Here is a 23669-nt window from a genome sequence, read left to right as displayed (position 1 = left end):
CAGGTAAGGCGACTTGTCACATAGGTGCAAGGGGGCGCAGGCAAAAGGGGTCAGTAGATTGAAAGCGTCAGTCCGAACTGCTCTGCGGCAGGCGACGGGAAAAGCTGAACGACAAAAACCCGGTATGTCTGCCGGCTGGTGACAAAGCTGAAGTCGGTTTGGCAATCGGCAAGGCCCACAACGCTGAAGCAGGCATTGTTGCTGCCCGAAAGCTGTAATCGCGCCGTCTGGCCGTTCCCCGTTCCGAAAGTATAGCATTGCGGCGCACCATCAGAGACCACGCCGCCGACGCCACCGGAATAGGCGCCTTTGGCAAAGCGGATTTCGGGGCAGCTTTGCGCCGAGGCCATGCTGGCAGATGCGATAATGGCGAAGATTGCAGCGATGAGAATGCGCGTCATGAAAATCCTGTCCCGGCTACGGCTTGAAGCAATGCCGCAAACTCTGCCTGATTTCGCAGATTCGCACAAATACCGTGTCATCCATAACTGGCCAGAAGCGCCTTAAGGTCATCCAGCGTATTGGCTTCGTCCAGCGGTTTGTCGCGTCGCCAGCGGGACATGCGTGGAAACCGAAGGGCGATCCCGGATTTGTGGCGCGGGCTGGCATGAATGCCTTCAAAGGCGATCTCGAACACATGATGCGGTTTGACCTGCCGGACGGGGCCAAAGCGTTGCTGGGTATTCTTGCGCACCCAGACGGTGATCTGGCGAAATTCCTCGTCCGTGAGGCCGGAATAGGCCTTGGTGAAAGGGACAAGCTGATTGCCGCTCCAGACGGCGAAGGTGAAATCGGTAAACAGGTTGGCGCGGCGTCCATGGCCTTGCTGGGCGTAGATCATCACCGCATCCACCGTCAGCGGGTCCAGCTTCCATTTCCACCAATCGCCCTTCTTGCGACCAGACAGATAGGGGCTGTCCAGACGTTTCAGCATCACGCCCTCTGCGCGTTCGTCGCGCGCCGTGGCGCGTATCTCTGCCAGGGCCTGCCAGGTATCGAAGGCGATGGGGCGCGACAGGCGCAGCGGTGCCTCGGCCGGGGTCTGGTCCAGCAGATCGTCCAGCGCCGCGCGGCGGGTGGACAAGGGTTCCGCGCGCATGTCGCGGCCTTCATGTTCCAGCAGATCATAGGCCACCAGAACGACCGGGACCTCGGCCAGCAGTTTCTTGGGCACGGTCTTGCGCCCGATCCGTTTTTGCAGCGTGCCAAAGGGCAGGGGGCCGTTATCCCAGGCCAGCACCTCGCCATCCAGCACGGTGCCGTCGGGCAGGAAATCCAAAGCGCGGGAAAATTCGGGGAAACGCTCTGTCATCAACTCTTCGCCGCGCGACCACAGGTGATGCGTGCCGCCGCGCAGGACCAGCTGGCCGCGGATGCCGTCCCATTTCCACTCCGCCTGCCAGTCATCGGACGCACCCAGATCCTCGGGTGCCGCGTCCAACTGATAGGCGAGGTAGAACGGATAGGGGCGCGAGGCGTCGGCCTCTGCATCCTCGGCCTCGATCAGCGCGTGCCAGGTGGTCGTGTCGGCGCGCCATTTTCCCATCAGCCGCAGCGCAATCTCTGCCTCGTCACGGCCCAAAGCAGCGGCGATTGCCCGTGTCATCAGCTTCTGGCTGACACCGATGCGAAATCCGCCGGTGATCAGCTTGTTGAACAGCAGCCGTTCGGTCGCATCCAACTGGTCCCACGCGTCGAGGATCTGGTCCTTGCGTGCCTCCGGGGGCAGATCGTGCAGGCGCTGGAGTTGCGCAATCCAATGCGACAGCGGCAAGTCCGTCGCGCGACCGGGCGGAGGCAGGATCAGAGCGATGGTCTCTGCCAGATCACCGACGATGGGATAGCTTTCTTCCAGCAGCCACAGTGGCAGGCCCGCACGCTCGGCCGCCCATTCGCGCAGTTGAGTGGTGGTCACGGCGCGGCGTGGGCGACGACCCGTGAACAGCGCCACGGTCCACAGCTTTTCGGTATCGGGCACCTCGCGCAGATAGGCGGTCAGCGCGGCGGTCTTCTCCTTGGTCCGGGTGGTGCGGTCGATGGCGTTGAACAGCGCGGCGAAGGATTTCATGCCGAGCCATCCTCGGCGTCATCGCTGCCAAATTCGGTGGGAACGACGCTTGCGTTATATCCTTGGTCCCTCAGCCATCGCGCGAAGATGTCCGTGTAACCATGCGTGGCATATATGTTTTCTGCGCCTGTTTCGGCAATAGTCCTGTTCAGTGCAGGCCAGTCGGCATGGTCCGAGACGACAAAGCCCCGGTCAGCGGCACGCCGTCTGCGGACCCCGCGCATCCGCATCCACCCCGAGGCGAACCCGGTGGAGACCGCCCCAAAACGCCGCATCCAGTCAGAGCCGAGCGCGGCAGGCGGTGCCAAAACCAGCGCGCCGGGGAAATCCTTGGGATCAAGCTCGGGCGTCACATGATGCGTCCGGGGGAGGTGCAATCCCTGATCGCGCAGAACCTGTGTCGTGGTTTCCACCGCACCATGCGTCAGGATCGGGCCGATTTCCACATCCAGCATGGCCAGCAGCCGCTGTGCCTTGCCCAGCGAATAGGCCCCCAGAACCGGCGTCCGGTCCGCGGCGACACTGTCGCGCCACCATGCGTTCAGCTCTGCCGCGACCTGCGCCTGCGGTGCCCATGTGAAAACCGGCAGACCAAAGGTGCATTCGGTGATGAAACTGTGACAGCGGACCGGCTCGAACGGCTCCGACAACCCGTCGCTTTCCAGCTTGTAATCGCCCGATGCGACCCAGACCTCGCCGCCGACCTCCACCCGGATTTGCGCAGAGCCGGGCACATGGCCTGCGGGATGAAAAGAGACGGTTACCCCGCCGATCCTGCGCCGTTCGCCGAACCGTATGGTGTCCAGCGTGATCTCGCCCAGACGGTGACGTATGACCGGGGCGGCAGGCTCTGTCGCCAGATAGCGGGCGTGACCGGGACGGGCATGATCGGCATGGCCATGGGTGATCAGCGCCCGGTCCACCGGACGCCAGGGGTCGATGTGGAAATCGCCTGCGGGGCAGTAGATGCCGCGATCGGTGAAGCAAAGTACCTGGTCAGCCATATAGCGATGATAGGGCGCGCGGATCAAAGCGCCAGAGCCGCTGATTCTGTCAGGCGGTCAGGCGGGATTTGTCGCGCGCTGACGCGTTGCTGAAATGCGCCGTTAGCTCGTCGGCGATCATGATGCGCATACCGGGGGTGTCCATCATCATTTCATGTTCGCCATCTTCGATCACGCGCAGCGTGCCGTTCGGCCAGCGGGCCATGCGCTGATGGATGCGTGGCATGTCGACAATGCGTTCGTTGCTGCCCACGAAGGTCAGGCAGGGCTGCGGCGGCGAGGGCAGGCGGGACAGCGCCAGCGTTTCGCGCAAAGCCTCATGCAGCCAGTTCAGGCTGGGGCCGCCCAGTTGCAATTCCGGATGGGCGGTGACCTGGCACCGCATATATTCGAACATTTCGGGATCGCGGGTCAGAAGATTGCCTTCGAACGGCTCGGTCGCCACATAGCTGCCTGACCCGGTGCCGGGCGCGTAGGAATCGCCAAGGCCAAAAATTCCACTGCTCCAGCCAAGCGCCCATGCTGCGGGGCGCGTATAGGCTTTCATGCGGATCCCCCACATCGGCCCCGAAAAGCCTGCTGAAACAAATGGCAGGCCGCGCAGCAACCCGCGCAGCCCGATGCAACCGCCCATCGAATGCGCGAGCATGTGCAGGGGGTGCGGCAGGTCCAGCGTCTTTGCGGCGGCGACCATCGCATCCAGATCGGCCTGGTAGTCGTCGAAGGTCAGGACATGCCCGCGGCGCGGATCGTCCAGCAACCGGTCAGCCAGCCCCTGTCCGCGCCAGTCGATGCACAGCACGTCAAAGCCGCGCTCAACCAGATCACGGGCGGTGCGGCCGTATTTCTCGATATATTCGGTGCGGCCCGGCATCAGCAGGATCGTGCCTTGCGACTTAGCAATGGCTGGCCAATGCGCAAGCCGGATGCGCAGCCCGTCAGCAGCCGTGACCCAGAAAACGCGCGCGTCCTCCGGGCCTTCGGCTATTGCAGCAAAATAGGGGGCTGCTTGCATTTCCATCAGGACAGAACCGCCCCCAGCTTCATTGCCTGACCCATATCGCCATCGACAGCGAGCTTGCCGGACATGAAGGCAGCCGTGGGGTTCAGATCCCCTTCGAGGATCTGTTGAAAGGTCTCTGCATCGGCCGTCAGCGTGACCTCGGCCTCTTCCTCGGCGGCGCGTGCGCCATTGCCGTCGATCATGATCGAACCTTCGCCTTCAATGTCGAAACGCGCCGAGCCGTCAAAGCCTTCGTCGCCCAGCCGTTTGTTCAGTGCCGCCACCGCAGCTTCGGTTACATCGCTCATTTTCACTCTCCTCCAATTGATGATCGCGCGGGTGGTAAATTCTCGCGCATACGCTACACTCAGGAGTGTTATGAGCAGCATTTTCTCAAGACTCAAACATACCGTGGCGACACTTCTCGTCACAGTCATGTTTTCCATACCTGCCGGGGCGGAAACCGCGCGGGTTGATGACCTTTTGTCCGATCTGGCGACGTCCTCTGCGCAGGAGGCCGCAGGCATCGTCCGGGAGATTCGGCTGGAATGGTCCAAATCCGGTTCGGCCGCGATGGATCTTCTGCTCAAACGCGGTCGCGATGCGCTTGCGGCGGGGAAAGTCACGCTGGCCATCGAACATCTGACGGCGCTGACCGATCATGCGCCGGATTTCGCCGAAGGATGGAGCAACCTGGCGCTGGCCTATTATCAGGCAGAGCTGTTGGGCCCCAGTGTCTACGCGCTGGAACGCACGCTTGCGCTGAATCCGCGGCACTTCGGCGCGATCAAGGGGCTTGGCGCGGTGTTCGAGCAGTTGGACGAACCGGCAAAGGCGGATGCGGCCTACAGAAAGCTGCTGGACATTCATCCGCATGATCCCGAAGTTCTGGAAGCGGTCGAACGGCTTGAAATTCAGGTCACCGGCCAGGACATCTGAACCGATTATCTGATAGTTTCTGAAGGAAGACGCATGGCCGAGCCATCCCGCACCGTGGCCGTGCTGGGTCCGACCAATACCGGCAAGACGCATTACGCCATCGAACGCATGCTTGGGCATCGGACGGGCGTGATCGGCCTGCCGTTGCGGCTGCTTGCGCGCGAGGTCTATGACCGCATCGTGGGTATCCGTGGCCCCTCCGTCGTCGCGCTGGTGACCGGCGAGGAACGTATTGTGCCGCCCCGGGCGAAATACTGGGTCTGCACGGTCGAGGCGATGCCAGAGGGCATGGGCGTCGATTTTGCTGCCATAGACGAGATCCAGCTTTGCGCCGATCCAGAGCGCGGCCATGTCTTCACCGACCGGTTGCTGCGGATGCGCGGCCTGCACGAGACCCTGTTTCTGGGGTCCGACACGATGCGCGGCGCGATCGCTGAATTGGTGCCCGGCGTGCAATTCGTGCGCCGCGAACGGCTGAGCCAACTGTCCTATGCCGGTTCCAAGAAGATCAGTCGGTTGCAGGCGCGCAGCGCGATCGTCGGGTTTTCGGTTGAAAACGTCTATGCCATTGCGGAATTGATCCGTCGTCAGAAAGGCGGCGCTGCAGTAGTCATGGGCGCGCTGTCGCCGCGAACCCGCAACGCGCAGGTCGAACTGTATCAGAATGGGGACGTGGATTACCTCGTGGCGACCGATGCGATTGGCATGGGGCTGAACCTGGACATCAACCATGTCGCGTTTTCCGCCCTGTCAAAATTCGATGGCCGCCGGATGCGCCCCCTTGCGCCCAATGAGCTGGCCCAGATCGCGGGTCGCGCCGGGCGCGGCATGAGCCACGGATCGTTCGGGGTGACAGGCGAGGCCGGTCCGTTGCCCGATGAGGTGGTCGAATCGATCTGTAATCACCGCTTCACGCCCCTGCGCAAGCTGACATGGCGCAATTCGGACCTGCGGTTCGGCACGCTCGACACGCTGATCACGTCGCTGGAAGTTGCGCCGACCGATGACCGGCTGGTCAGGGCGCGCGAGGCCGATGATCTTGGCGCGCTCAAGACATTGGTGCAAAGCGCCGAGGTTGCGGCGCGCGCGTCCGATCCGGCCTCGGTCCGGCTGCTATGGGATGTTTGCCGCATTCCCGATTTCCGTGGCATAAGTCATGCGGAACATGCGAGCCTGTTGGAAGTTATCTTCGGATACCTGCATCAGCGTGGGTCGGTGCCGGATGACTGGATGGCCCGGCAGGTAAAGCGCATCGACCGGACCGATGGTGACATCGACACCTTGTCGAAACGATTGGCATATATCCGCACATGGACATATGTCGCGCAGCGCAGCGGTTGGGTTGGTGACAATAGCCATTGGCGTGAGCGCACGCGGGCTGTAGAAGACAGGCTATCTGACGCTCTGCACGAGCGTCTGACACAAAGATTTGTTGATCGGCGGACATCTATCCTGTTGCGCCGGTTGAAGCAGAAGGAGGCCCTTTTGGCCGAAGTGAACGACAAGGGCGAAGTGACCGTCGAGGGTGAATTCGTAGGGCGGCTGGAAGGGTTTCGCTTCCGGCAGGACAAGGATGCCAGCGGGCAGGAAGCAAAGATGCTGAAGACCGCCGGGCTTCAGGCGTTGGCACCGCATTTCCATCTGCGCGCGGACCGTTTCTACAACGCGCCCGATACAGAGATCGACTTTACCGAACAGGGCGGGTTGATGTGGGGCGATCAGGCCGTCGGCAAACTTGCCGCGTCCGACGATCCGCTCAAGCCGCGCGTTGTGGTCTTTGTCGATGACGAGGCCGGGCCGGATGTCGCGCAGAAGGTGGAGCGCCGCCTGCAACATTTCATCGACCGCAAGGTTGCCGCGCTGTTCGAGCCGCTGATGAACCTCAAGAACGATGAGGCGCTGACCGGGCTTGCGCGCGGCTTTGCCTTCCGCATGGTCGAGGCTTTGGGCGTGTTGCCCCGCGCCGAAGTTGCCGACGAGGTCAAGTCGCTGGATCAGGATGCGCGCGGCGCATTGCGCAAGCACGGCCTGCGTTTTGGTCAGTTCACCATCTTCATGCCTTTGTTGCTGAAGCCCGCGCCGACCCGCCTACGTCTGGTATTGTGGAGCTTGGCCAACGGGATGGACGAGTTTCCCGAAGCACCGCCGCCGGGTCTGGTGACGGTGCCCAACACGGCAGGGACGCCTGCGGTGCATCATACGATCTCGGGCTACCGCGCGGCGGGCGCACGGGCGATCCGTATCGATATGCTGGAACGTCTGGCCGACATGCTACGCGCCGAGGACAGCCGCGGCGGGTTCGAGGCCAAGGCCGACATGCTCTCGATCACCGGGATGACGCTGGAACAGTTCGCCGACCTCATGCAGGGGCTGGGCTATAACGCCGTCAAAGGCGAACGACAGAAGGTGAAACCGGCCGATGCCGTTGTGCCGGGTGCCGAAGCAGCGGAGACACCTGCCGCCGACACGCCGATCATGGATGTGGCGCAAGAGGCGGCACCCGGTGCGGTCATCGACGCGCCGCAGGAACCGGCCGCTGCCGATATTGTGCCGCAGGTCGATGCGGTCGAAGACGATGGCGTGGCCCCCGTGGCCGAGGCCCCGATTGATCCGGCAGGCACGCCCGAGGAAACACCGGTTGTGCCGGAAGTCGCTGCCGAGGAAGTGCCCACTGGCACCGCCCCCGACGCGGCGGTGAACGCGCCGGAGACAGAGGTGTTCTACACCTTCACTTGGGGTCGCAAGCGCGAGAACCCTCGCGGTCAGAACACGCGCCGTGAGGGCGGAGGCCGCAACGCCAAGCCGAAATCGGCGGAAGGCGGCGGCGGACGTGGCCAGCAGGGCAAACCGCGCGGCAAGGGTGGCCCCAAGGGCAAACCGCGCCGCGACGACGGCACGAAAACCTATCAGGCCCGTCCCGAGAAGAAAGATCGCATCGACCCCGACAACCCGTTTGCGGCGGCGCTGATGGGATTGAAGGACAAAACCTGACGTGAGCGATCCGGCGCAAAAGCTGCGCGTCGACAAGTGGCTGTGGCATGCGCGATTCTTCAAGACGCGCAGCCTTGCCGCGAAGATCGTGACTGCCGGGGCGGTGCGACTGAACGGCACACGTATCGCCAAATCGGCGGTTGTGGTGGGGCCGGGGGACGTGCTGACCTTCGCCAAGGGTGATCGGGTTTGCGTGGTGCGTGTTCTGGAAATCGGCACCCGGCGCGGACCGGCGTCCGAGGCACAGGCGCTTTACGAGGACCTTAGTCCGCCACCGCCGCCACGGATGGAAAAACCGTCCGTGCCGCGTTTCGACGGTGGCGGGCGGCCCACGAAAAGGGACCGTCGCAAGATGGATCAATCGCGGCGGGATGCGCTTGAATGATCCGTCCGGCTGTTCTAGCTAGACAGAGAATTCGCTGAAACAGGGGCTTTCCATGACCTATGTGGTGACCGATAACTGCATTGCCTGCAAATATACCGATTGCGTCGAGGTCTGCCCGGTGGATTGTTTCTACGAGGGCGAGAACATGCTCGTCATCCATCCTGACGAATGCATCGACTGCGGCGTGTGCGAACCTGAATGCCCGGCAGATGCGATCCGCCCGGATACCGAGCCGGAAATGGAGAAATGGGTTGAGTTCAACCGCAAATACTCCGAAGCTTGGCCGGTCATCATCACCAAGAAAGACCAGTTGCCCGAAGCCGAAGAACGCGACGGCGAGGAAGGCAAGCTGGAGAAGTATTTCTCGGAAGAGCCGGGCGAGGGCGGCTAAGCTGATTCGGCCTGCCCGGTCAGATTTTGCAGCAATTTGATCAGATTTTCGTCATCTAAGGCGTTGATCTGATTGAATTCGTCATGCCCTGCGCGGGTGCCCGCTTTGATAGGCGGGTTTTTTATGTTATGTTAGCGCCAATGAAACAAACAAGCACCAATCACCGGACGGGTCTGCATCCGGTGATCTAGCACGATCAATTCGAAACGGGTCAAGGGAATGGTTGCTGTTCCCCACCCGTTTTCTTGCGCCCATGGCAGGGCGAACCTGTGAGGAAGAACTGAATGACAAAAAGCAAGAAATCCGAGTTTCGTCCCAACGAATATGTGGTTTATCCGGCCCATGGCGTTGGCCAGATTGTGTCGATCGAAGAGCAGGAAATCGCCGGTATCTCGCTGGAGCTGTTCGTGATCTCCTTTGAGAAGGACAAGATGACACTGCGGGTGCCGACGCATAAGGCGACGGAAATCGGGATGCGCTCGCTCAGCTCACCTGATGTGATCAGCCAGGCAATGAAGACATTGCGTGGCAAGGCGAAGGTCAAGCGCGCCATGTGGTCGCGTCGCGCGCAGGAATACGAGCAGAAGATCAATTCCGGTGATCTGATCGCGATTGCAGAGGTCGTTCGTGACCTGCATCGCGGCGACGACCAGCGCGAGCAAAGCTATTCCGAACGTCAGCTTTACGAAGCGGCGCTGGAAAGGCTGACCCGCGAGGTTGCTGCCGTGTCGGGCGAGGACGAACTGGCCGCCGCCAAGCAGGTAGACGACGTGCTGGTGTCACGCGCAGCCGCCTGAACCGGCCCCCTCGGTCAGTGAAAATTCAACCGCGTCCCCTCATCGGGGCGCGGTTTCTTTTTGTGATGTAGCAAGGCGCCGCGTCACGCGGCATCGGTGTTTCGGCTCTCCATGGCATCCAGAAGCGCCGCCTCAAGCTCTTTTTCCAATTCCTTCGTGCGCTTGATATAATCTGCGTTTTCCGCCGAAGGCGTGTCGGGATTCCAGACCTTGGCCAGTTCCCGCACAGCGTAGCGGTCATGCGCGTAAAAGGTTTTTTCGACCTGCGACGCCTCATACTCGGTCAGCCCGATATTTTCGAGCGCGTAGCGCCCGGCCCGCAATGAGCTGTCGAAAGTTTCGCGCACGATGTCATTCGCTCCGGCGCGATACAGGTGGTAAACATGCGTCCTGTCACGCGCCCGTGCAATGATGTGCAGATTGGGGCGCATGTTCCGCGCATAGGTTACCAGCGTCGTGGTGGCCTTTGGATCGTCCAATGCGACGACCAAGACGCGCGCATCTTCCAGCCCTGCGGCATGCAGAACGTCCGGGCGGGTAGGATCACCGAAGAAGCCCTTGAAGCCAAAGCGCCGCATCAACTGGATGGTCTGCATGTCGTGATCCAGCACAACGGTCTTGAAGCCCGAAGACTGCACCAACCGGTTCACGATCTGCCCGAACCGGCCGATACCGGCGATGATCACCGGGCCTTGTTCGTCGATCTCGTCCTCATCGTATTGTTCGGCGTGATCGGCCTTCATCCGCAGCGACATGCGTTCGTAAAGGATGAACAACAGCGGTGTGATCAGCATGGAAAGCGCAATCACCAACAGGATCGTGCCGCCCAGAAAGTCCGGCAAGACGCCCTGTTGCAGCGAAAACGACACCAGCACAAAGCCGAACTCTCCGGCCTGTGCCAGCCCCAGCGTGAACAGCCATTGATTGCGACCCCGCAGGCCGAACAGCCGCCCCAGCGCGTACAGGATCACGCCTTTTCCAAGGATCAGCGTCGTGGTCAGACCGAGGATCAGCAGTGGTTCGCGCAACAGTGTCGCAAAGTCGATGCCCGCGCCGACCGTGATAAAGAAGAGGCCCAGCAACAGGCCCTTGAATGGCTCGATGTCGGATTCCAGTTCATGGCGGAATTCGCTGTTGGCCAGCACCACGCCCGCAAGAAACGTGCCAAGCGCCGGTGACAGGCCGACCAATGTCATCACAAAGGCGATGCCGACCACGATCAACAGCGCCAGCGCGGTATACATCTCGCGCAGTTTGGCAGAGTGGATGAAGGTGAAGATCGGGCGGATCAGATAGACGCCGCCAAGGATGATCGACGCGACGGCGGCAAGCGTCACCAGTGCGACGCCCCAGCCCGGCAAGCCGTCGACCAGCGACATCGCCACATATGCAGACTTGTCCACCTGACTTGCCTGCGTGACGGCCTCCTCCTGTCCAATCCCGACCAAGGGGCCGCTTGCCAGAAGGGGCAACACGATCAGCATCGGGATTACGGCAATATCCTGTGTCAACAGGACCGAAAACGCGGACCGGCCGCCGCCGGTCTGGATCAGGCCTTTTTCGGACAGCGTTTGCAGAACAATCGCCGTCGATGACAAGGCGAAGATCATCCCGATGGCCAATGAGGGCTGCCAGGCCTGACCCATCGCCATAACCACGACCATCGTCGCCGCGGTGGTCAGTACGACCTGTAGTCCGCCCAACCCGATCAACCTATGGCGCATGTCCCAAAGCGTTCTCGGCTCCAGCTCCAGCCCGATGATGAACAGCATCATCACGACGCCGAATTCGGCAAAATGCTGCAAATCCTCTGTTTCCGCTCCGACAATTCCCAGCACCGGCCCGATGAAGATACCAGCCAGCAGATAGCCCAGCACTGATCCAAGGCCCAGCCGCGCGGCGATCGGCACCGCGATCACGGCCGCCGCCAGGTAGATCGACGCCTGATAGAGGAAAGAGTCCATGAATGTGTCCGTTGTTATGCCGGGTCACTTTGCAGAAGCGCTGGGTAAGGAACAAGCGGCGATGGCCCTTTGGGTGGCAATCGCCGCGTCACGTTGGCAGCGGCGCATCCGGTTTGACCTGATCCATGACAATCTGGCTTTGCACCCGCGCCACCACGGCATGAGGCAGCAGCACCTCGTGAATCAGCCGGTTCAGGTCCCGCAGGTCGGCGCAATAGACCCGCAGCAGGTAATCCGCCTCGCCGGTCAGCGTCCAGGCCGAGATCACCTCGGGGCGTGCGGCGACAAGCCGGGCAAAGTTTTGCGCCTGTTCGGGACCGTGGGTCGCCAGTTGTACCTGCACAAACGCCTGCACCGTCAAACCCGCCTTCATCGGGTCCAGACGTGCGGTGTAGCCGGTGACGTATCCTTCCGCCTCCAACCGTTGTCGCCTGCGCCCCGCCTGACTTGGCGACAGGTTGAGATGCTCGCCCAGGTCCTGCGCGGTCATATGGGCGTTACGCTGAAGGGCTGCAAGAAGCCGTTTATCCGTCAGGTCGAGCATTTGCGTGTTTTCCGTACCCTTGTATCCGTTTTTGTGAATTCTACGCGAATTGGCCGTTAGATGCACCTCTATTCGCGCAGAATTCCGGACACACATGCGGTAGAGTAGCCCCAACATGAATTTGAATCTGGAGACGCGATAATGGGACCTTTCCCGCACGACGCCCCGAAATCAAAGATCACCGACGAAAACCCCGCTGGCACGGATGGGTTTGAATTCGTCGAATTTGCCCATCCAGACCCAGAGAAGTTGCGCACGCTTTTTGCCAGTATGGGCTATGCGTTGGTCGCGCGGCACAAGAGCAAGAATGTCGAGCTGTGGCAGCAGGGCGACATCACCTACATCCTGAATGCCGAGCCCGGCAGCTTTGCCGCGCGCTTTGTCGAAGATCACGGTCCCTGCGCGCCGTCGATGGGGTGGCGGGTCGTGGACGCAAAGCACGCGTTCGATCACGCTGTTTCGAAAGGGGCAGAGCCCTACACGGGCAGCGACAAGACAATGGATGTACCCGCGATCAAGGGGATCGGTGGCAGCCTGATCTATTTTGTCGATCAGTATTACGACACCTCGCCCTTCAACGAGGAGTTCGACTGGCTGGAACAATCAAAGCCGCGCGGCGTCGGGTTCTACTACCTCGACCACCTCACGCACAACGTCTTCAAAGGAAACATGGACAAGTGGTTCAAATTCTACGGCGACCTGTTCAATTTCCGGGAAATCCGCTTTTTCGACATTCAGGGCAAATTCACCGGACTGACCAGCCGTGCGCTGACCTCTCCTTGTGGGCGTATCCGCATCCCGATCAACGAGGACCGGGACGAGAAAGGCCAGATTGTCGCCTATCTGAAGAAATACAACGGCGAGGGCATCCAGCATATCGCGGTGGGTGCTTATGACATTTACGATGCCACCGACCGGATTGCCGATAACGGACTGAAATTCATGCCCGGCCCGCCCGACGCCTATTATGACATGAGCTTTGACCGCGTGACCGGCCATGAAGAGCCTGTCGAGCGGATGAAGAAATATGGCATTCTGATCGACGGCGAAGGCGTGGTGGATGGCGGCGAAACCCGCATTCTTCTGCAAATCTTCTCCAAGACCGTGATCGGGCCGATCTTCTTCGAGTTCATCCAGCGCAAAGGCGACGACGGCTTTGGCGAGGGCAACTTCAAGGCGCTGTTCGAGTCGATCGAGCGAGAACAGATCGACGCGGGCGAATTGGACACAACCGAATAGCATCTTCAGACAGCCCATGCGATCCGCGTGGGCTGTACCTGTCGGGAGGCTGATTTGAAGAGGTCGCGCATGACATGTCGACTGACGTCAAGATTGAGCCGAGACACCAAGACCCGCCGATCAGGGCAGGTCGCTTTTTGTTCGAAAATATTGTGGGGTCAGCCGTTTCGCGTTGGTAAGGGCCGCTCTCATTCCCGCATTTGAAACGCAGAGTTAGCTACGCGGCATCTTCAGGACCACGTTGCGGCCGCTTTTCACATAACGCAGCTCTGCGTCACCAATGGCAGCGACACGCCCGCCATCGATCCGGTCGCCAACCTTGACCTTTTGGTAACGCCCGTTCGATAGCCGGATCAACGCCCGCCGACTGGACGGGGCTCCATAGACACCGATCAGGTTGACGCGGTTCAGGTTAAGCTGGTTCTTGACCGTGGCCTCACGCGCTACGCTGGCCGAAGAGGGGATTCTGGGGGCGACCGTGCGCGGCGCGACGGTCGCTGCCGAAGCCGTTCTTGTCACGGGTTCTGGTTGTGGCGTGGCCCGAGCGTTCTTCACGATTGCCGCAAAGTTGCTAGGCCGTCCAACGGGGACCACAGACCGGCCTACCGCTTGGGCAGTGGCGGTGTTCAGCGCGCTTGCTTGCTCTTGCTCCAGGGTTGCAATTGCCTCGAGCTGGGCGACAACGGTTTCGGGACGTTGCTTCGGACGCAGGCCGGACAATTCCGCCAACGAGCGCCCACCCAGCGTTGCCCGCTCTGATTTCTCGATCAGATCGCCGGGCCGGGCGCGGGGCCGTTTGTCAGAAAGAGCCTTAAGCTGCGCATCCTCTTCGGGCGTCGACTGTGCGGCGGTGTCTGGCGTGGCGTTTCTGGTGGGCGGCACCATTGGCGGACGCCCGGAATAGATCAAGATACCGTCGGGGTTCAGCGCACCTTGCGGCGTGGCAATCACAAGGCCACGGTCATCCAGAGTGAACTCCGTTCCCGCTGCCGCAGGCGAGGCGGGGCTGAGCATGGCATAATCGGTGCCGTAGTCGTCAACGGCGGGCAGCGCGACGGCATCGAATTGCTGCACTTTGGTGTCGATCGAAGCGACGTAGATATCGTCCAACGATACTTCGGTGGGCAGGCCGGGTTCCGGCGGGGTGCGTTGCCAAATCCCGGTGTCGGCGTAGGTGGTCTCGGCCTCTTCAGGGGTCAGCGCCTCGGACTGAATAGGTGCCGCAAGCGCCGGCGTCGTATCGGTCCGCAATCCAGGTTGATCCGCCTCGCCGGTCAGATCGGGCGCGAGCGAGGCGGTTTCGAGCTCGGGTTCAGGTTCGGTCTCGGATGGATCGACAGAATCAATGGCCGGCAGGTCCGGCAGTTGCGCCACTGCGGAAGGTGCGGGCGAGGACCGGAAAAACCGTGCAAGACCTTCATCGACGAACACCGCAGCCCAGGCTGCGACTGCTGCAAGAAACAGGATCAACGCCGCCGTCAGCATCAATCCAAGGTAACGGGGCTTGCCACCGATCCTTTCGTTATTTCTACGGGCTCCAAAGATCGTCAGGCGGTCGGCTTCGTCTTCCGTCGGGGTGGGCGCTGTGACCGGATCCTCCGAAGCGGATCTGGATATTTTGACCGTCGGCTCTGCTTGAGCGAGCCGCTGCACCGGCGTCATCTGCGCCGGCTTTCTGTGCAATGGCGGTTGGGCGCTGCTTGTCTTGCGCGGCGTGGATGACGTGCTGGTCTGTTTCTGGCGCGCATTCCTGCGGCTGAAAAAGCCGGCTTTCCCTGCGGGCTTTTCCGGGGCCGCCAAGGCAGGATCAGTCGGAGCGGCAGGTTGTCTTGTCAGGCTGGCAATCGGCGCGACGGTTGCGTCATCGGGGACATGCGCAGCAAGGGTGTCGCGTCGCGCCGCGACTTTCTTTGCCATCGACGTGGGGTCCGCCACCGGGTCAATGCGCGGCGCAGCGCGGCCTGTATCGGCGGGGCTGAATCGTGTGCCAGACAATTTCGGGACGGGCGCATCCGGAGCAGGTCTGCTGGCCCGGATGCTGTCGGTGCCGGGGGGGGGGCTGGATGGCCGATTGTCGGTCGCGGACACATGCGGGCCCGGTGCAGCCGCTTGGGGGTCTTGCGCAGGGCGGTTCGCTTTTGTCCTTGGCGCGTCTATCGAGGCGCTATTGCTGTGTGTCGCGGGGCGTTCGGGTGTGTCGATCTCGCGAAGTTGCGGGGCAGGCGCGGCTTTGATGTTCGGCGTTGCGGGGGCAGCCGCTTGGCTTGCGCCAGAGTTGCGCGGGCGGTTCCGTGGCTTTAGGGGCGTGTCTGCTGGCCGGTTTGCAGGGCCGCCCGATGTTTCGGGTTTGGTTCGGGACGCGTCGACGCCCAAGGTTTCGGGTGCGGTTCCTGGGCTGGATGGGTCCAAGCGGTCAGCGGCAAGGATGGCTTCATCCATGGGATCGCCTGCCACATTGGCGGCACCATCGGTTGTGGTGCTGACAGCGACGTGATCCTCGGGCGTATCCTCGGATCTCGGCGCTGGCGGAGGCGCGGTTGGCTGTGCGGTAACAAGACGGACAGGCTGCGCGTCGCGGGCAGGTGTCGCGCCGTTGGTGCCGCCGCTTGCGGGGCCAAAAAACACCTCGCCGTGAAACGCCCCGTCAGGTGCGGCGGCGACAAAGCTGACCGGGATGAACTGATGCGATGTTGCGAAATGTTCTGCCTCATCAAGTGTTTCGCGCGCCGCTGCGGCGACCTGGACCGAGCCATCCGAAAGCTCCGCCCAATCGAACACCAGATCGTCAACGGGGTAGGGGGTCTCGCCGTCCAGAGCCGCGCGGATGTCATCATTCAGCTCGTCGGTGCTGCGTGGCCGCGCAGGCAGGGTCAGATACCGGATCTGTTCATTCGGGATCACCAGTTTGACACGCTCGGCATCCGAAGACAGCGCCTGAGCCTTACGGCGGAGCGTTTGCAGCGCCGTATCAAGATCGTCGGAATCGGGCGCGATTTTACCAACACTCAGCCAGCCAGCCATCGTCCGGCGGGCCAGGGTGATTCCCTCAAATGACAGTAACAGCGCATAGTTTGTCTTCATGGCGGGTTTTTATCACTGCTCGGGTGGGTTTGGGAGTCTTTGCTCCGACCTTTTCTATATGGGGGCAACTCTTTGCCGAGACAAGAAAGACAGAGGTTGCAGCGGGCGCGCGCCGTATAGAATATCCGCCGCGAGACACCAATTCTGAAGAGGTAAAGAGAATGCGATTTCTTGCATGGGTGACTACGGCAGTGCTGCTCGCGGGCAGCATGGCGACGGCACAGGAGACTGCGCTACGACAGATCACGGTCACGGGCGAAGGGCGTGTGGCGGCTGCTCCCGATATGGCGACGCTAAGGCTTGGTGCTGCGGCAGAGGCCAAAGAGGCCGGCGAAGCACTGCGCCAAACCTCTGACATCACGCAGCGCATTCTGGATCGGTTGGGCGAGGCGGGAATCGAGGCGCGCGATATCCAGACATCCGGGTTGTCGCTGTCGCCCTTGCGTCAGAACTACCGCGAAGGGACTGCGGAAACTCCGGGCATCGCGGGCTATGCGGCGTCAAATGGCGTGACGGTCAGGTTGCGCGATCTCGACCGGCTGGGCGAGGTGCTGGATGCCGTTGTGTCGGACGGGGCGAATACGTTGGACGGGCTGAGCTTTGGTTTGCAGGAGCCGCGTCCTTTGATGGATGAGGCGCGGCAACTTGCAGTGGCCGATGCGCGTGCAAAGGCGGAACTCTATGCCAAGGCCGCGGGTGTCACCCTTGGGGCGGTACAGTCGCTTGTTGAACGCGGGGGAGGATCGCCGGGCCCGTATATGGCGGAAATGTCGATGGCGCGCGGGTCTGTGCCCGTTGCCGCCGGAGAGTTGGATGTCTCGGCCGACGTGCAGATTGTCTATGAGATCGCGGATTAGATCAGCGACCCTCCTCCGGTGCGGTTCCGCGATGTTTTGACTCGCGGGGGGACATGCATGGGTCCCGTTCTATGTCAGGGGCCCTTGCGGCGTCGATGAACAAAAGATGCCGCGAAACAAGAGGTGCCGGGTCAAGCCCGGCACGGGAATTTCCGACTTTTCCTTTGAACGAACGGGCGCGCGGGCTGTAGCCAACCCGCGCGCCAGCGGTTTCAGGCCGTCGCTTTTTCCAAGGCTTGCGACAGATCCGCAATCAGGTCGTCCGCATCTTCGATGCCGATCGAGATACGCACCACATCCAGTCCGGCACCTGCGGCTGTCAGCTGCTCATCGGACAGTTGCCGATGGGTTGTCGAGGCAGCGTGGATCACCAGGCTTCGCGTATCGCCCAGGTTGGCGACGTGGCTGAAGATCTCCAGACTGTCGACGAATTTGATGCAGGCGTCATAACCGCCCTTCAACTGGATCGTGAACAACCCGCCCGCACCCTTGGGACAGATCCGCTCCACCCGGTCGTGATAGGGCGAGGATTTCAGACCTGCATAGGTAACGCTTTCCACGCTGTCCTGAGTCTCTAGCCAGCCGGCGACCTTTTCGGCATTCTCGACATGGCGCTCCATGCGCAGCGACAGCGTTTCGATCCCCATCAGCGTGTAATGCGCGGCCTGCGGGTTAAGCGTCATGCCCAGATCGCGCAATCCGATGGCGATGCCGTGGAAGGTGAACGCCAGAGGCCCGAAGGTTTCGTGGAATTTCAGCCCGTGATAGGCTGGTTCCGGATCGGAGAGCGACGGAAATTTGCCCGATGCGGACCAGTCGAACTTGCCCGAATCGACGATGCAGCCGCCGGTGACGGTGCCGTTTCCGGTCAGATACTTGGTCATCGAATGCACGACCAAAGTGGCACCGTGTTCGATCGGGCGGCACAGGTAGGGCGTTGCCGAGGTGTTATCGACGATCAGTGGCAAACCCGCCGCATTACTGATCTTGGCGATGGCATCCAGATCGGTGATGTAGCCGCCGGGATTGGCAATGGATTCGCAGAAAATGGCACGGGTATCGTCGTCAATTGCTGCGGAGACGGCATCAAGATCGTCGAAATCCACGAATTTTGCTGACCAGCCGAAACGCTTGATCGTTTGGCTGAACTGAGTAATCGAACCGCCGTAAAGACGCGTGGAGACCACGACATTCAGGCCCGGTCCCATCAGCGGGAACAACGCCATGATCTGTGCGGCATGACCCGAGGAGCAGCACACCGCGCCTGCGCCGCCTTCCAGGGTCGCGACCCGCTCTTGCAGCGCGGCGACGGTCGGGTTGGTCAGGCGGGAATAGATATAGCCCACTTCCTGCAGGTTGAAAAGCGCCGCCGCGTGATCTGCGTCACGGAACACATAGGCCGTGGTCTGGTAGATCGGCACCTGCCGCGCACCAGTGGCCGGGTCAGGCCGCGCACCCGCATGAATTTGCAGAGTTTCGAAGCCGTAATTCGGGGCATCTGTCATTGAGCTGTTCTCCCTCGTTGAATTGTCCTCGAAATGCCTAAGGTATCCACCGAGCGCACACAATATCTGTGAGCACCAAGAGCCGACTGTCTGGATCGGCTCCGGGACGCGCGGTGAACCCCGGGGGTCTATTGCGTGTGACCGGCGACACCTGCACCTGTCAGATTCTTGCCATGGTTTTGTTTAAACTTGCGCCGAAATTGCGGCTGGTTTCGGGGTTGTTTCGTTGACGGACTGCTGACGCCAGACATACTGTCTCTGTATGTTGATTTGGAGATCCTGTCATGGAAATCAATGAAGAATCGGTTACGTCCCCAACAGACGGTTCAGACGTTGCCAACAAACGCAAACGTCGGCTGAAGCGGATCGCTCAGGCCACCAAAGTTTCATTCAGCCTGGAACCCGAGGTGCGTCAACTTTTTGCCGATGAAGCCAAGAAACAAGGCGTGGATCTTGGCCATCTGATGCAAAAGGTCTTGGAGAACCATGTGCTTGAGAACGCAGAGCCGGGGAATGCACTGGCAGAGCGGTTGCGCGCGAAGCGCGCCGTCATCGACCATACTGTGGAATTGGCGCGCATGATCGACGCAGCGGGCCAGTTTGACGAGCACTTCATCCTGACGGTTATGCGTTCGGCAAGTCAGGACGCTGCATATGCGGAGCTTTATAATATCGCCATTGGCGCAGATGCAGATGGCAAATCCGCCCGCGCGCAAGCGCCGCTGAACCAGCAATTGGGGCGACTCATCAAGAAGGCAGTCGGCGCACGAGGCAAGAAGTCCGAGACTGGTCGGGTCGTTCGCGCCCAGATCGCGGGCGAGGTGATCTCGACCTACACGTTGCTGGAAAAAGCTGCATAGCGGTCAAAAGTAACAATAATTCAAAGGGCGTCCGGAGATGCCCTTTCGCCCAGCCGGGTCTGTCGGGAGCGGACAAATATGGCTGTCTGACAATCGAACTTGCGGCTCCTATCTGGTGATGAACGCCGACACATTGGGCGCATCAGATCAGCATGGTAGATCGACCAGGGCAATGCCCGGCCGGGTCAGCGGGTCAGCGGGTCAGCGCATCCAGAAACCTTCGCGCTTGATCTGATTGCGGATCATTTGTTCGCGGGCCGGCAGGTTGTTCTGGTCAAACAACGCACGAACCTTCCGGCCGCGCCCTTGATAGACGATGCGCTTGATGGGCTCGTATTGCTTGAGAACCTTTTTCAGGCGATTGGGGGCGCATATCCGCTCCAACACCTCGATCACGCGGTCGGATTCGCGGGCGTAAAGCAGCGGCAGGACGCGATAATGGCAGGACACCTCACCATCCAGATACCCCTCTGGCAGACTGTCGCGACCGCCCCCCAGCGAATGAATGACCAGCGGCAACGCGATCTGATCCAGCCACGGATCAAAGGACTGGCAAACCAGTGGCGCGGGCGGCGCGTCGCGGATCTCCAGCGCGTAGTCCAGAAAACGCTGCCCGAAGACACGCGGGCAGCGATAATAGAAAAAACCGGCGTTGAAGTAGAGGTAGCGCCGCCAGTATTCATCCGGCTGGCTGCGGTCCAGAGAGCTTTCGAAATCCAACCCGAACCGGTCGTAAAGCGCGCGCCAGATCTCGGTATAGCCCGGACCGTACAGCTCTATCTTCGGCCACGTCCCTTCACGGCGCAAAGACGCGCCTGGACGGTCGAAATCGAATGGCACGGAGCCCGGATCGCCGTGGATCAGCGTATCCGTGTCGAAAAACACGAATGGCTCACCTTCCGGCAGCACCGACAGCGCCTCGATCTTGTTGCCGTAAGGATAGTCCCGGCCAAAATGCAGGCTCTCAAAAGGGCGAATCTCTGCCCCCATCTGTTCCAGCAGATCGCGGACTTCGGATTGCTTGATCCTCGGATCATTCGGCCAAAGCGGCCCGGGTTGCGGCTCCGCGACAATCAGCCTGTGGGGCAGGGTGTTCGGGCCGTCCAGCAGCGAAGCCGCAAAGAGCAGCGACTCGTATTGCAACCGCCCGGATTGACCGACGATCATGATATTGACGGTCTGGTCCTGCCCCTCGCGCGTGGCCATATCCGGGCGTCCGTTCGCTCTGTGCCTTTTAGGTTTTGCCCGCACTATAGGTTGTATTCCCCGCGGTGCAACGTGGCCCGATGCTGTGCAGAGCATTCAGGCCGGGGCCGTTTGGGTGATGTCAGATCTCGATCGCTTCCAGAACTTGCGGCTCGATGACCTTGGCATCGGGCAGCGCCTGTGCCAGCACCTCGGCGCTTTGCTCCAATATGGGGAAGGTGCGGTAATGACATGGGATCACGGTCTTGAAGTTGAAAAACGTCTTTGCCGCATAGGCCGCGCGCTTCATGTCCATGGTGAAATGACCACCGGCCGACAGAATGCCGATATCGGGGTGATGCAGGTCGTTGAAGATTTTCATATCGGCCATCACATCCGTGTCACCGGAGGTATAGATCGTGTGGCCTTCGCCTTCGATCATGAAGCCGCATTCGGTGCCCGCAGCGCGCGGCCCGTCCTCCGTTCCAAAGGTCGAGGAATGCACGGCATGGACCATCGTCACCTTCACGCCGCCCAGATCGACCGTGCCGCCCTTGTTGAAGCCGACCGTCTCGATGCCTTCCTTTTCGGCCCAGTGGTTCATCAGATCAAATTGCCCCACGACCGGCACGCCCAGTTTGCGCGACAAGGGCAGGACATCCGTGACGTGATCGAAATGCCCGTGGGTCAGCAGAATATGCGTGGCGCCTTCGGTGGCCGCGTCGTGCCGGTCTTCGCTCAGCATCGGATTGCCGGTCAGCCACGGATCCAGCAGCAGCGTCAGCCCGCCTATCTCGAAGCGGAAAGACCCGTGCCCAAGCCAGATGATCTTCATGTGTTTTCTCCCGTTTTGCCGTGTCTTGCCAAAGCCTAGCATGGTTCTGGCAAGGGTCCAGCCGTCCCGTTGGCACACGGGCCTTTACATAAGACTTCCCCATTGGAACGGGCTGTCGGGGAGGGCCTGATGGTCAAATCCAAGGGGCTGATGCGGCATCTGCTTGCAGGGCGTCCATGTGGGCGGTAAATGCAGGCCTGACCTGTAAACGGGAGGCTTTCCATGTCGATTGACCTTGAGACCGCCGCGCGTGTGGCCAAACTGGCGCGCATCAAAGTGGAAGACGACGCGCTGCCTGCACTGGCGGGCGAGTTCAACACCATCCTCGGCTTTATCGAGCAGCTGAACGAGGTGGATGTGGACGGCGTAGAGCCGATGGTTTCCGTCACCCCGATGCGTTTGGCGCGACGTCACGATGGCGTGACCGATGGCAACCAACAGGACAAGGTTCTGGCGAACGCGCCCGATGCGCGCGAAGGCTTCTTTGCGGTGCCGAAGGTGGTGGAATAATGAGCGATCTGACAAAACTGACGGTTGCCGAGGCCCGCGACGCGATGCGCGCGGGCGATGTGACCAGCGTTGAACTGACCCAGGCCTGCCTCACGGCCATCGAGGGTGCCGATGCGCTTGGCGCTTTTGTGCACAAGACGCCGGAACTGGCGCTGGAACAGGCCAGCGCGGCTGATGCGCGGATCAAGGCTGGCGATGCGCCGGATATGTGCGGCATCCCGATGGGGATCAAGGATCTTTTCTGTACCAAGGGCGTGGCAAGCCAGGCCGGCAGCCGCATTCTTGAAGGCTTCAAGCCGGAATACGAATCCACCGTGTCGGGGCAGTTGTTCGATGCGGGCGCGGTGATGCTGGGCAAGCTGAACATGGACGAATTCGCCATGGGATCGTCGAACGAAACGTCCTGTTATGGCAATGCCGTGAACCCGTGGCGGCGCGGCAATGACGACACTGCCCTGACGCCGGGCGGCTCTTCGGGTGGCTCTGCAAGCGCTGTTGCGGCGGATCTGTGTCTGGCCGCGACGGGTACGGATACCGGCGGTTCGATCCGTCAGCCAGCGGCCTTTACCGGCACTGTCGGGATCAAGCCGACCTACGGGCGCTGCTCGCGCTGGGGTATTGTGGCGTTTGCGTCCTCGCTGGATCAGGCCGGGCCGATGACCAAAACGGTGCGCGACGCCGCCATCGTGCTGGGCACCATGGCCGGGCACGACCCCAAGGACAGCACCTCTGCCGATCTGCAAGTGCCGGATTTCGAGGCGATGCTGACCGGCGACATCAAAGGTAAGAAAATCGGCATCCCGTCGGAATACCGGATGGATGGCATGCCGTCGGAGATTGAAAAGCTGTGGGCCGACGGTGCTGACATGCTGCGCGATGCGGGTGCGGAAATCCTCGATATTTCGTTGCCGCATACAAAATACGCGCTGCCCACCTATTACGTGATCGCACCGGCCGAGGCGTCCTCGAACCTCGCGCGTTATGACGGGGTGCGTTACGGCCACCGCGCGACGCTGGCGCAAGGCGACGGCATCACCGAGATGTACGAGAAAACCCGCGCTGAAGGCTTTGGGCCAGAGGTGCAGCGCCGCGTCATGGTCGGCACCTATGTGCTGTCGGCGGGCTTCTACGACGCCTATTACAACCGCGCCCGCAAGGTCCGCACGCTGATCAAGAAGGATTTCGAGGATGTCTTCGCCGCCGGGATCGACGCGATCCTGACACCGGCCACGCCGTCCTCGGCCTTTGGTCTGGGCGAGATGGCAGAGGCAGATCCGGTGCAGATGTACCTTAACGACGTGTTCACCGTGACCGTGAACCTTGCCGGTCTGCCGGGGATCTCGGTGCCGACGGGGCAGGACAAGCAGGGGTTGCCGATGGGGCTGCAACTGATTGGCCGTCCGTGGGAGGAGGGCGATCTGCTTAATACCGCCTACGCGCTGGAGGCTGCGGCAGGATTTATGGCAAAACCCGGAAAATGGTGGTAGACGCAGGAACCCGGTGAACCGATG

Annotated in this window: 21 protein-coding genes; 10 read left to right on the top strand and 11 right to left on the bottom strand. The window is 61.2% G+C overall.

The features are described 5' to 3' along the window. Positions 1-50 precede the first annotated feature (50 nt). From B8991_RS13745 to B8991_RS13725, 5 genes are all read right to left on the bottom strand, one after another. The gene (locus B8991_RS13745; protein WP_084353567.1) at positions 51-401 is read right to left on the bottom strand and encodes a hypothetical protein; all 351 of its coding nucleotides are present in this window, start codon (positions 399-401) and stop codon (positions 51-53) included. 77 nt (positions 402-478) lie between these two features. Next, positions 479-2068: an ATP-dependent DNA ligase gene (locus tag B8991_RS13740; RefSeq protein ID WP_084353566.1), complete on the bottom strand. Its 1590-nt coding sequence runs from the start codon at positions 2066-2068 to the stop codon at positions 479-481. After that, complete coding sequence (locus B8991_RS13735) at positions 2065-3072, bottom strand: ligase-associated DNA damage response exonuclease (RefSeq protein WP_084353577.1); 1008 nt, start codon at positions 3070-3072, stop codon at positions 2065-2067. The genes B8991_RS13740 and B8991_RS13735 overlap by 4 nt, the downstream gene beginning before the upstream one ends. Before the next feature lie 49 nt (positions 3073-3121). Next, positions 3122-4093, bottom strand: a complete 972-nt coding sequence (locus tag B8991_RS13730; protein ID WP_143514602.1) for an alpha/beta fold hydrolase — start codon at positions 4091-4093, stop codon at positions 3122-3124. After that, on the bottom strand, positions 4093-4383 hold the full coding sequence (locus B8991_RS13725; protein WP_084353565.1) for an SCP2 sterol-binding domain-containing protein: 291 nt from the start codon (positions 4381-4383) through the stop codon (positions 4093-4095). Before B8991_RS13725 ends, B8991_RS13730 begins: the two co-directional genes overlap by 1 nt. 70 nt (positions 4384-4453) lie before the next feature. Here B8991_RS13725 and B8991_RS13720 point away from each other — a divergent pair, with 70 nt between their 5' ends. The 5 genes from B8991_RS13720 (at position 4454) to B8991_RS13700 (ending at position 9578) form a co-directional block, all read left to right on the top strand. Continuing rightward, on the top strand, positions 4454-5014 hold the full coding sequence (locus B8991_RS13720) for a tetratricopeptide repeat protein (RefSeq protein ID WP_084353564.1): 561 nt from the start codon (positions 4454-4456) through the stop codon (positions 5012-5014). Positions 5015-5047: 33 nt separating this feature from the next. Next, positions 5048-8005, top strand: a complete 2958-nt coding sequence (locus B8991_RS13715) for a helicase-related protein (protein ID WP_084353563.1) — start codon at positions 5048-5050, stop codon at positions 8003-8005. A 1-nt stretch (position 8006) separates the two neighbouring features. Beyond that, complete coding sequence (locus B8991_RS13710) at positions 8007-8390, top strand: RNA-binding S4 domain-containing protein (protein ID WP_084353562.1); 384 nt, start codon at positions 8007-8009, stop codon at positions 8388-8390. 52 nt (positions 8391-8442) lie between these two features. After that, positions 8443-8781, top strand: coding sequence for a ferredoxin FdxA (fdxA, locus tag B8991_RS13705; protein WP_084353561.1), 339 nt, complete (start codon positions 8443-8445; stop codon positions 8779-8781). Positions 8782-9065: 284 nt separating this feature from the next. Continuing rightward, entirely contained in the window at positions 9066-9578 is a 513-nt protein-coding gene (locus B8991_RS13700; RefSeq protein WP_084353560.1) for a CarD family transcriptional regulator, read from the top strand. 83 nt (positions 9579-9661) lie between these two features. Here the strand turns inward: B8991_RS13700 and B8991_RS13695 are convergent, their stop codons facing one another. Next, positions 9662-11542, bottom strand: a complete 1881-nt coding sequence (locus tag B8991_RS13695; RefSeq protein WP_084353559.1) for a monovalent cation:proton antiporter-2 (CPA2) family protein — start codon at positions 11540-11542, stop codon at positions 9662-9664. 88 nt (positions 11543-11630) lie between these two features. Next, the gene (locus tag B8991_RS13690) at positions 11631-12086 is read right to left on the bottom strand and encodes an Lrp/AsnC family transcriptional regulator (protein WP_084353558.1); all 456 of its coding nucleotides are present in this window, start codon (positions 12084-12086) and stop codon (positions 11631-11633) included. Between the two features lie 141 nt (positions 12087-12227). On the opposite strand from B8991_RS13690, the gene hppD reads away from it, so the two are divergent. Beyond that, the gene (hppD, locus tag B8991_RS13685) at positions 12228-13325 is read left to right on the top strand and encodes a 4-hydroxyphenylpyruvate dioxygenase (RefSeq protein WP_084353557.1); all 1098 of its coding nucleotides are present in this window, start codon (positions 12228-12230) and stop codon (positions 13323-13325) included. A 213-nt stretch (positions 13326-13538) separates the two neighbouring features. Here the strand turns inward: hppD and B8991_RS13680 are convergent, their stop codons facing one another. After that, positions 13539-16406, bottom strand: a complete 2868-nt coding sequence (locus tag B8991_RS13680) for a hypothetical protein (RefSeq protein ID WP_084353556.1) — start codon at positions 16404-16406, stop codon at positions 13539-13541. A 161-nt stretch (positions 16407-16567) separates the two neighbouring features. On the opposite strand from B8991_RS13680, the gene B8991_RS13675 reads away from it, so the two are divergent. After that, on the top strand, positions 16568-17263 hold the full coding sequence (locus B8991_RS13675) for an SIMPL domain-containing protein (protein ID WP_084353555.1): 696 nt from the start codon (positions 16568-16570) through the stop codon (positions 17261-17263). A gap of 212 nt (positions 17264-17475) precedes the next feature. Here B8991_RS13675 and B8991_RS13670 read toward each other — a convergent pair whose 3' ends face one another. After that, the gene (locus tag B8991_RS13670) at positions 17476-18768 is read right to left on the bottom strand and encodes an O-acetylhomoserine aminocarboxypropyltransferase/cysteine synthase family protein (RefSeq protein WP_084353554.1); all 1293 of its coding nucleotides are present in this window, start codon (positions 18766-18768) and stop codon (positions 17476-17478) included. Between the two features lie 284 nt (positions 18769-19052). Between B8991_RS13670 and B8991_RS13665 the strand changes: the two genes are divergently transcribed. Further along, positions 19053-19628: a hypothetical protein gene (locus B8991_RS13665; RefSeq protein ID WP_084353553.1), complete on the top strand. Its 576-nt coding sequence runs from the start codon at positions 19053-19055 to the stop codon at positions 19626-19628. A gap of 201 nt (positions 19629-19829) precedes the next feature. Here the strand turns inward: B8991_RS13665 and B8991_RS13660 are convergent, their stop codons facing one another. Together B8991_RS13660 and B8991_RS13655 are read right to left on the bottom strand one after the other, a co-directional pair. Beyond that, entirely contained in the window at positions 19830-20834 is a 1005-nt protein-coding gene (locus B8991_RS13660; RefSeq protein ID WP_084353552.1) for a hypothetical protein, read from the bottom strand. 121 nt (positions 20835-20955) lie between these two features. Then, positions 20956-21648, bottom strand: a complete 693-nt coding sequence (locus B8991_RS13655; RefSeq protein ID WP_084353551.1) for a metal-dependent hydrolase — start codon at positions 21646-21648, stop codon at positions 20956-20958. A 222-nt stretch (positions 21649-21870) separates the two neighbouring features. Here B8991_RS13655 and gatC point away from each other — a divergent pair, with 222 nt between their 5' ends. Then, complete coding sequence (gene gatC / locus B8991_RS13650; protein ID WP_084353550.1) at positions 21871-22158, top strand: Asp-tRNA(Asn)/Glu-tRNA(Gln) amidotransferase subunit GatC; 288 nt, start codon at positions 21871-21873, stop codon at positions 22156-22158. Further along, positions 22158-23645 carry an Asp-tRNA(Asn)/Glu-tRNA(Gln) amidotransferase subunit GatA gene (gene gatA / locus B8991_RS13645; RefSeq protein ID WP_084353549.1) on the top strand — a complete coding sequence of 496 codons (1488 nt, stop codon included), beginning with the start codon at positions 22158-22160 and terminating at the stop codon, positions 23643-23645. The genes gatC and gatA overlap by 1 nt, the downstream gene beginning before the upstream one ends. The last annotated feature ends 24 nt before the right edge of the window (positions 23646-23669 follow it).

This window comes from Primorskyibacter flagellatus (assembly GCF_900176485.1).
GTDB lineage: Bacteria > Pseudomonadota > Alphaproteobacteria > Rhodobacterales > Rhodobacteraceae > Primorskyibacter > Primorskyibacter flagellatus.
The sequence above is the reverse complement of the archived record's forward strand: the minus strand, read 5'-3'. Positions and strand labels throughout refer to the sequence as shown.

Excerpts from the sequence above, each read along its gene's own strand:
- B8991_RS13675 (WP_084353555.1), top strand. The coding sequence starts at position 16,568 with ATGCGATTTCTTGCATGGGTGACTACGGCAGTGCTGCTCGCGGGCAGC.
- B8991_RS13715 (WP_084353563.1), top strand. The coding sequence starts at position 5,048 with ATGGCCGAGCCATCCCGCACCGTGGCCGTGCTGGGTCCGACCAATACC.
- gatC (WP_084353550.1), top strand. The coding sequence starts at position 21,871 with ATGTCGATTGACCTTGAGACCGCCGCGCGTGTGGCCAAACTGGCGCGC.
- B8991_RS13695 (WP_084353559.1), bottom strand. The coding sequence starts at position 11,542 with ATGGACTCTTTCCTCTATCAGGCGTCGATCTACCTGGCGGCGGCCGTG.
- B8991_RS13680 (WP_084353556.1), bottom strand. The coding sequence starts at position 16,406 with ATGAAGACAAACTATGCGCTGTTACTGTCATTTGAGGGAATCACCCTG.
- gatA (WP_084353549.1), top strand. The coding sequence starts at position 22,158 with ATGAGCGATCTGACAAAACTGACGGTTGCCGAGGCCCGCGACGCGATG.
- B8991_RS13725 (WP_084353565.1), bottom strand. The coding sequence starts at position 4,383 with ATGAGCGATGTAACCGAAGCTGCGGTGGCGGCACTGAACAAACGGCTG.
- B8991_RS13670 (WP_084353554.1), bottom strand. The coding sequence starts at position 18,768 with ATGACAGATGCCCCGAATTACGGCTTCGAAACTCTGCAAATTCATGCG.
- hppD (WP_084353557.1), top strand. The coding sequence starts at position 12,228 with ATGGGACCTTTCCCGCACGACGCCCCGAAATCAAAGATCACCGACGAA.
- B8991_RS13690 (WP_084353558.1), bottom strand. The coding sequence starts at position 12,086 with ATGCTCGACCTGACGGATAAACGGCTTCTTGCAGCCCTTCAGCGTAAC.
- B8991_RS13740 (WP_084353566.1), bottom strand. The coding sequence starts at position 2,068 with ATGAAATCCTTCGCCGCGCTGTTCAACGCCATCGACCGCACCACCCGG.
- fdxA (WP_084353561.1), top strand. The coding sequence starts at position 8,443 with ATGACCTATGTGGTGACCGATAACTGCATTGCCTGCAAATATACCGAT.
- B8991_RS13700 (WP_084353560.1), top strand. The coding sequence starts at position 9,066 with ATGACAAAAAGCAAGAAATCCGAGTTTCGTCCCAACGAATATGTGGTT.
- B8991_RS13720 (WP_084353564.1), top strand. The coding sequence starts at position 4,454 with ATGAGCAGCATTTTCTCAAGACTCAAACATACCGTGGCGACACTTCTC.
- B8991_RS13730 (WP_143514602.1), bottom strand. The coding sequence starts at position 4,093 with ATGGAAATGCAAGCAGCCCCCTATTTTGCTGCAATAGCCGAAGGCCCG.
- B8991_RS13660 (WP_084353552.1), bottom strand. The coding sequence starts at position 20,834 with ATGGCCACGCGCGAGGGGCAGGACCAGACCGTCAATATCATGATCGTC.
- B8991_RS13745 (WP_084353567.1), bottom strand. The coding sequence starts at position 401 with ATGACGCGCATTCTCATCGCTGCAATCTTCGCCATTATCGCATCTGCC.
- B8991_RS13665 (WP_084353553.1), top strand. The coding sequence starts at position 19,053 with ATGGAAATCAATGAAGAATCGGTTACGTCCCCAACAGACGGTTCAGAC.
- B8991_RS13655 (WP_084353551.1), bottom strand. The coding sequence starts at position 21,648 with ATGAAGATCATCTGGCTTGGGCACGGGTCTTTCCGCTTCGAGATAGGC.
- B8991_RS13735 (WP_084353577.1), bottom strand. The coding sequence starts at position 3,072 with ATGGCTGACCAGGTACTTTGCTTCACCGATCGCGGCATCTACTGCCCC.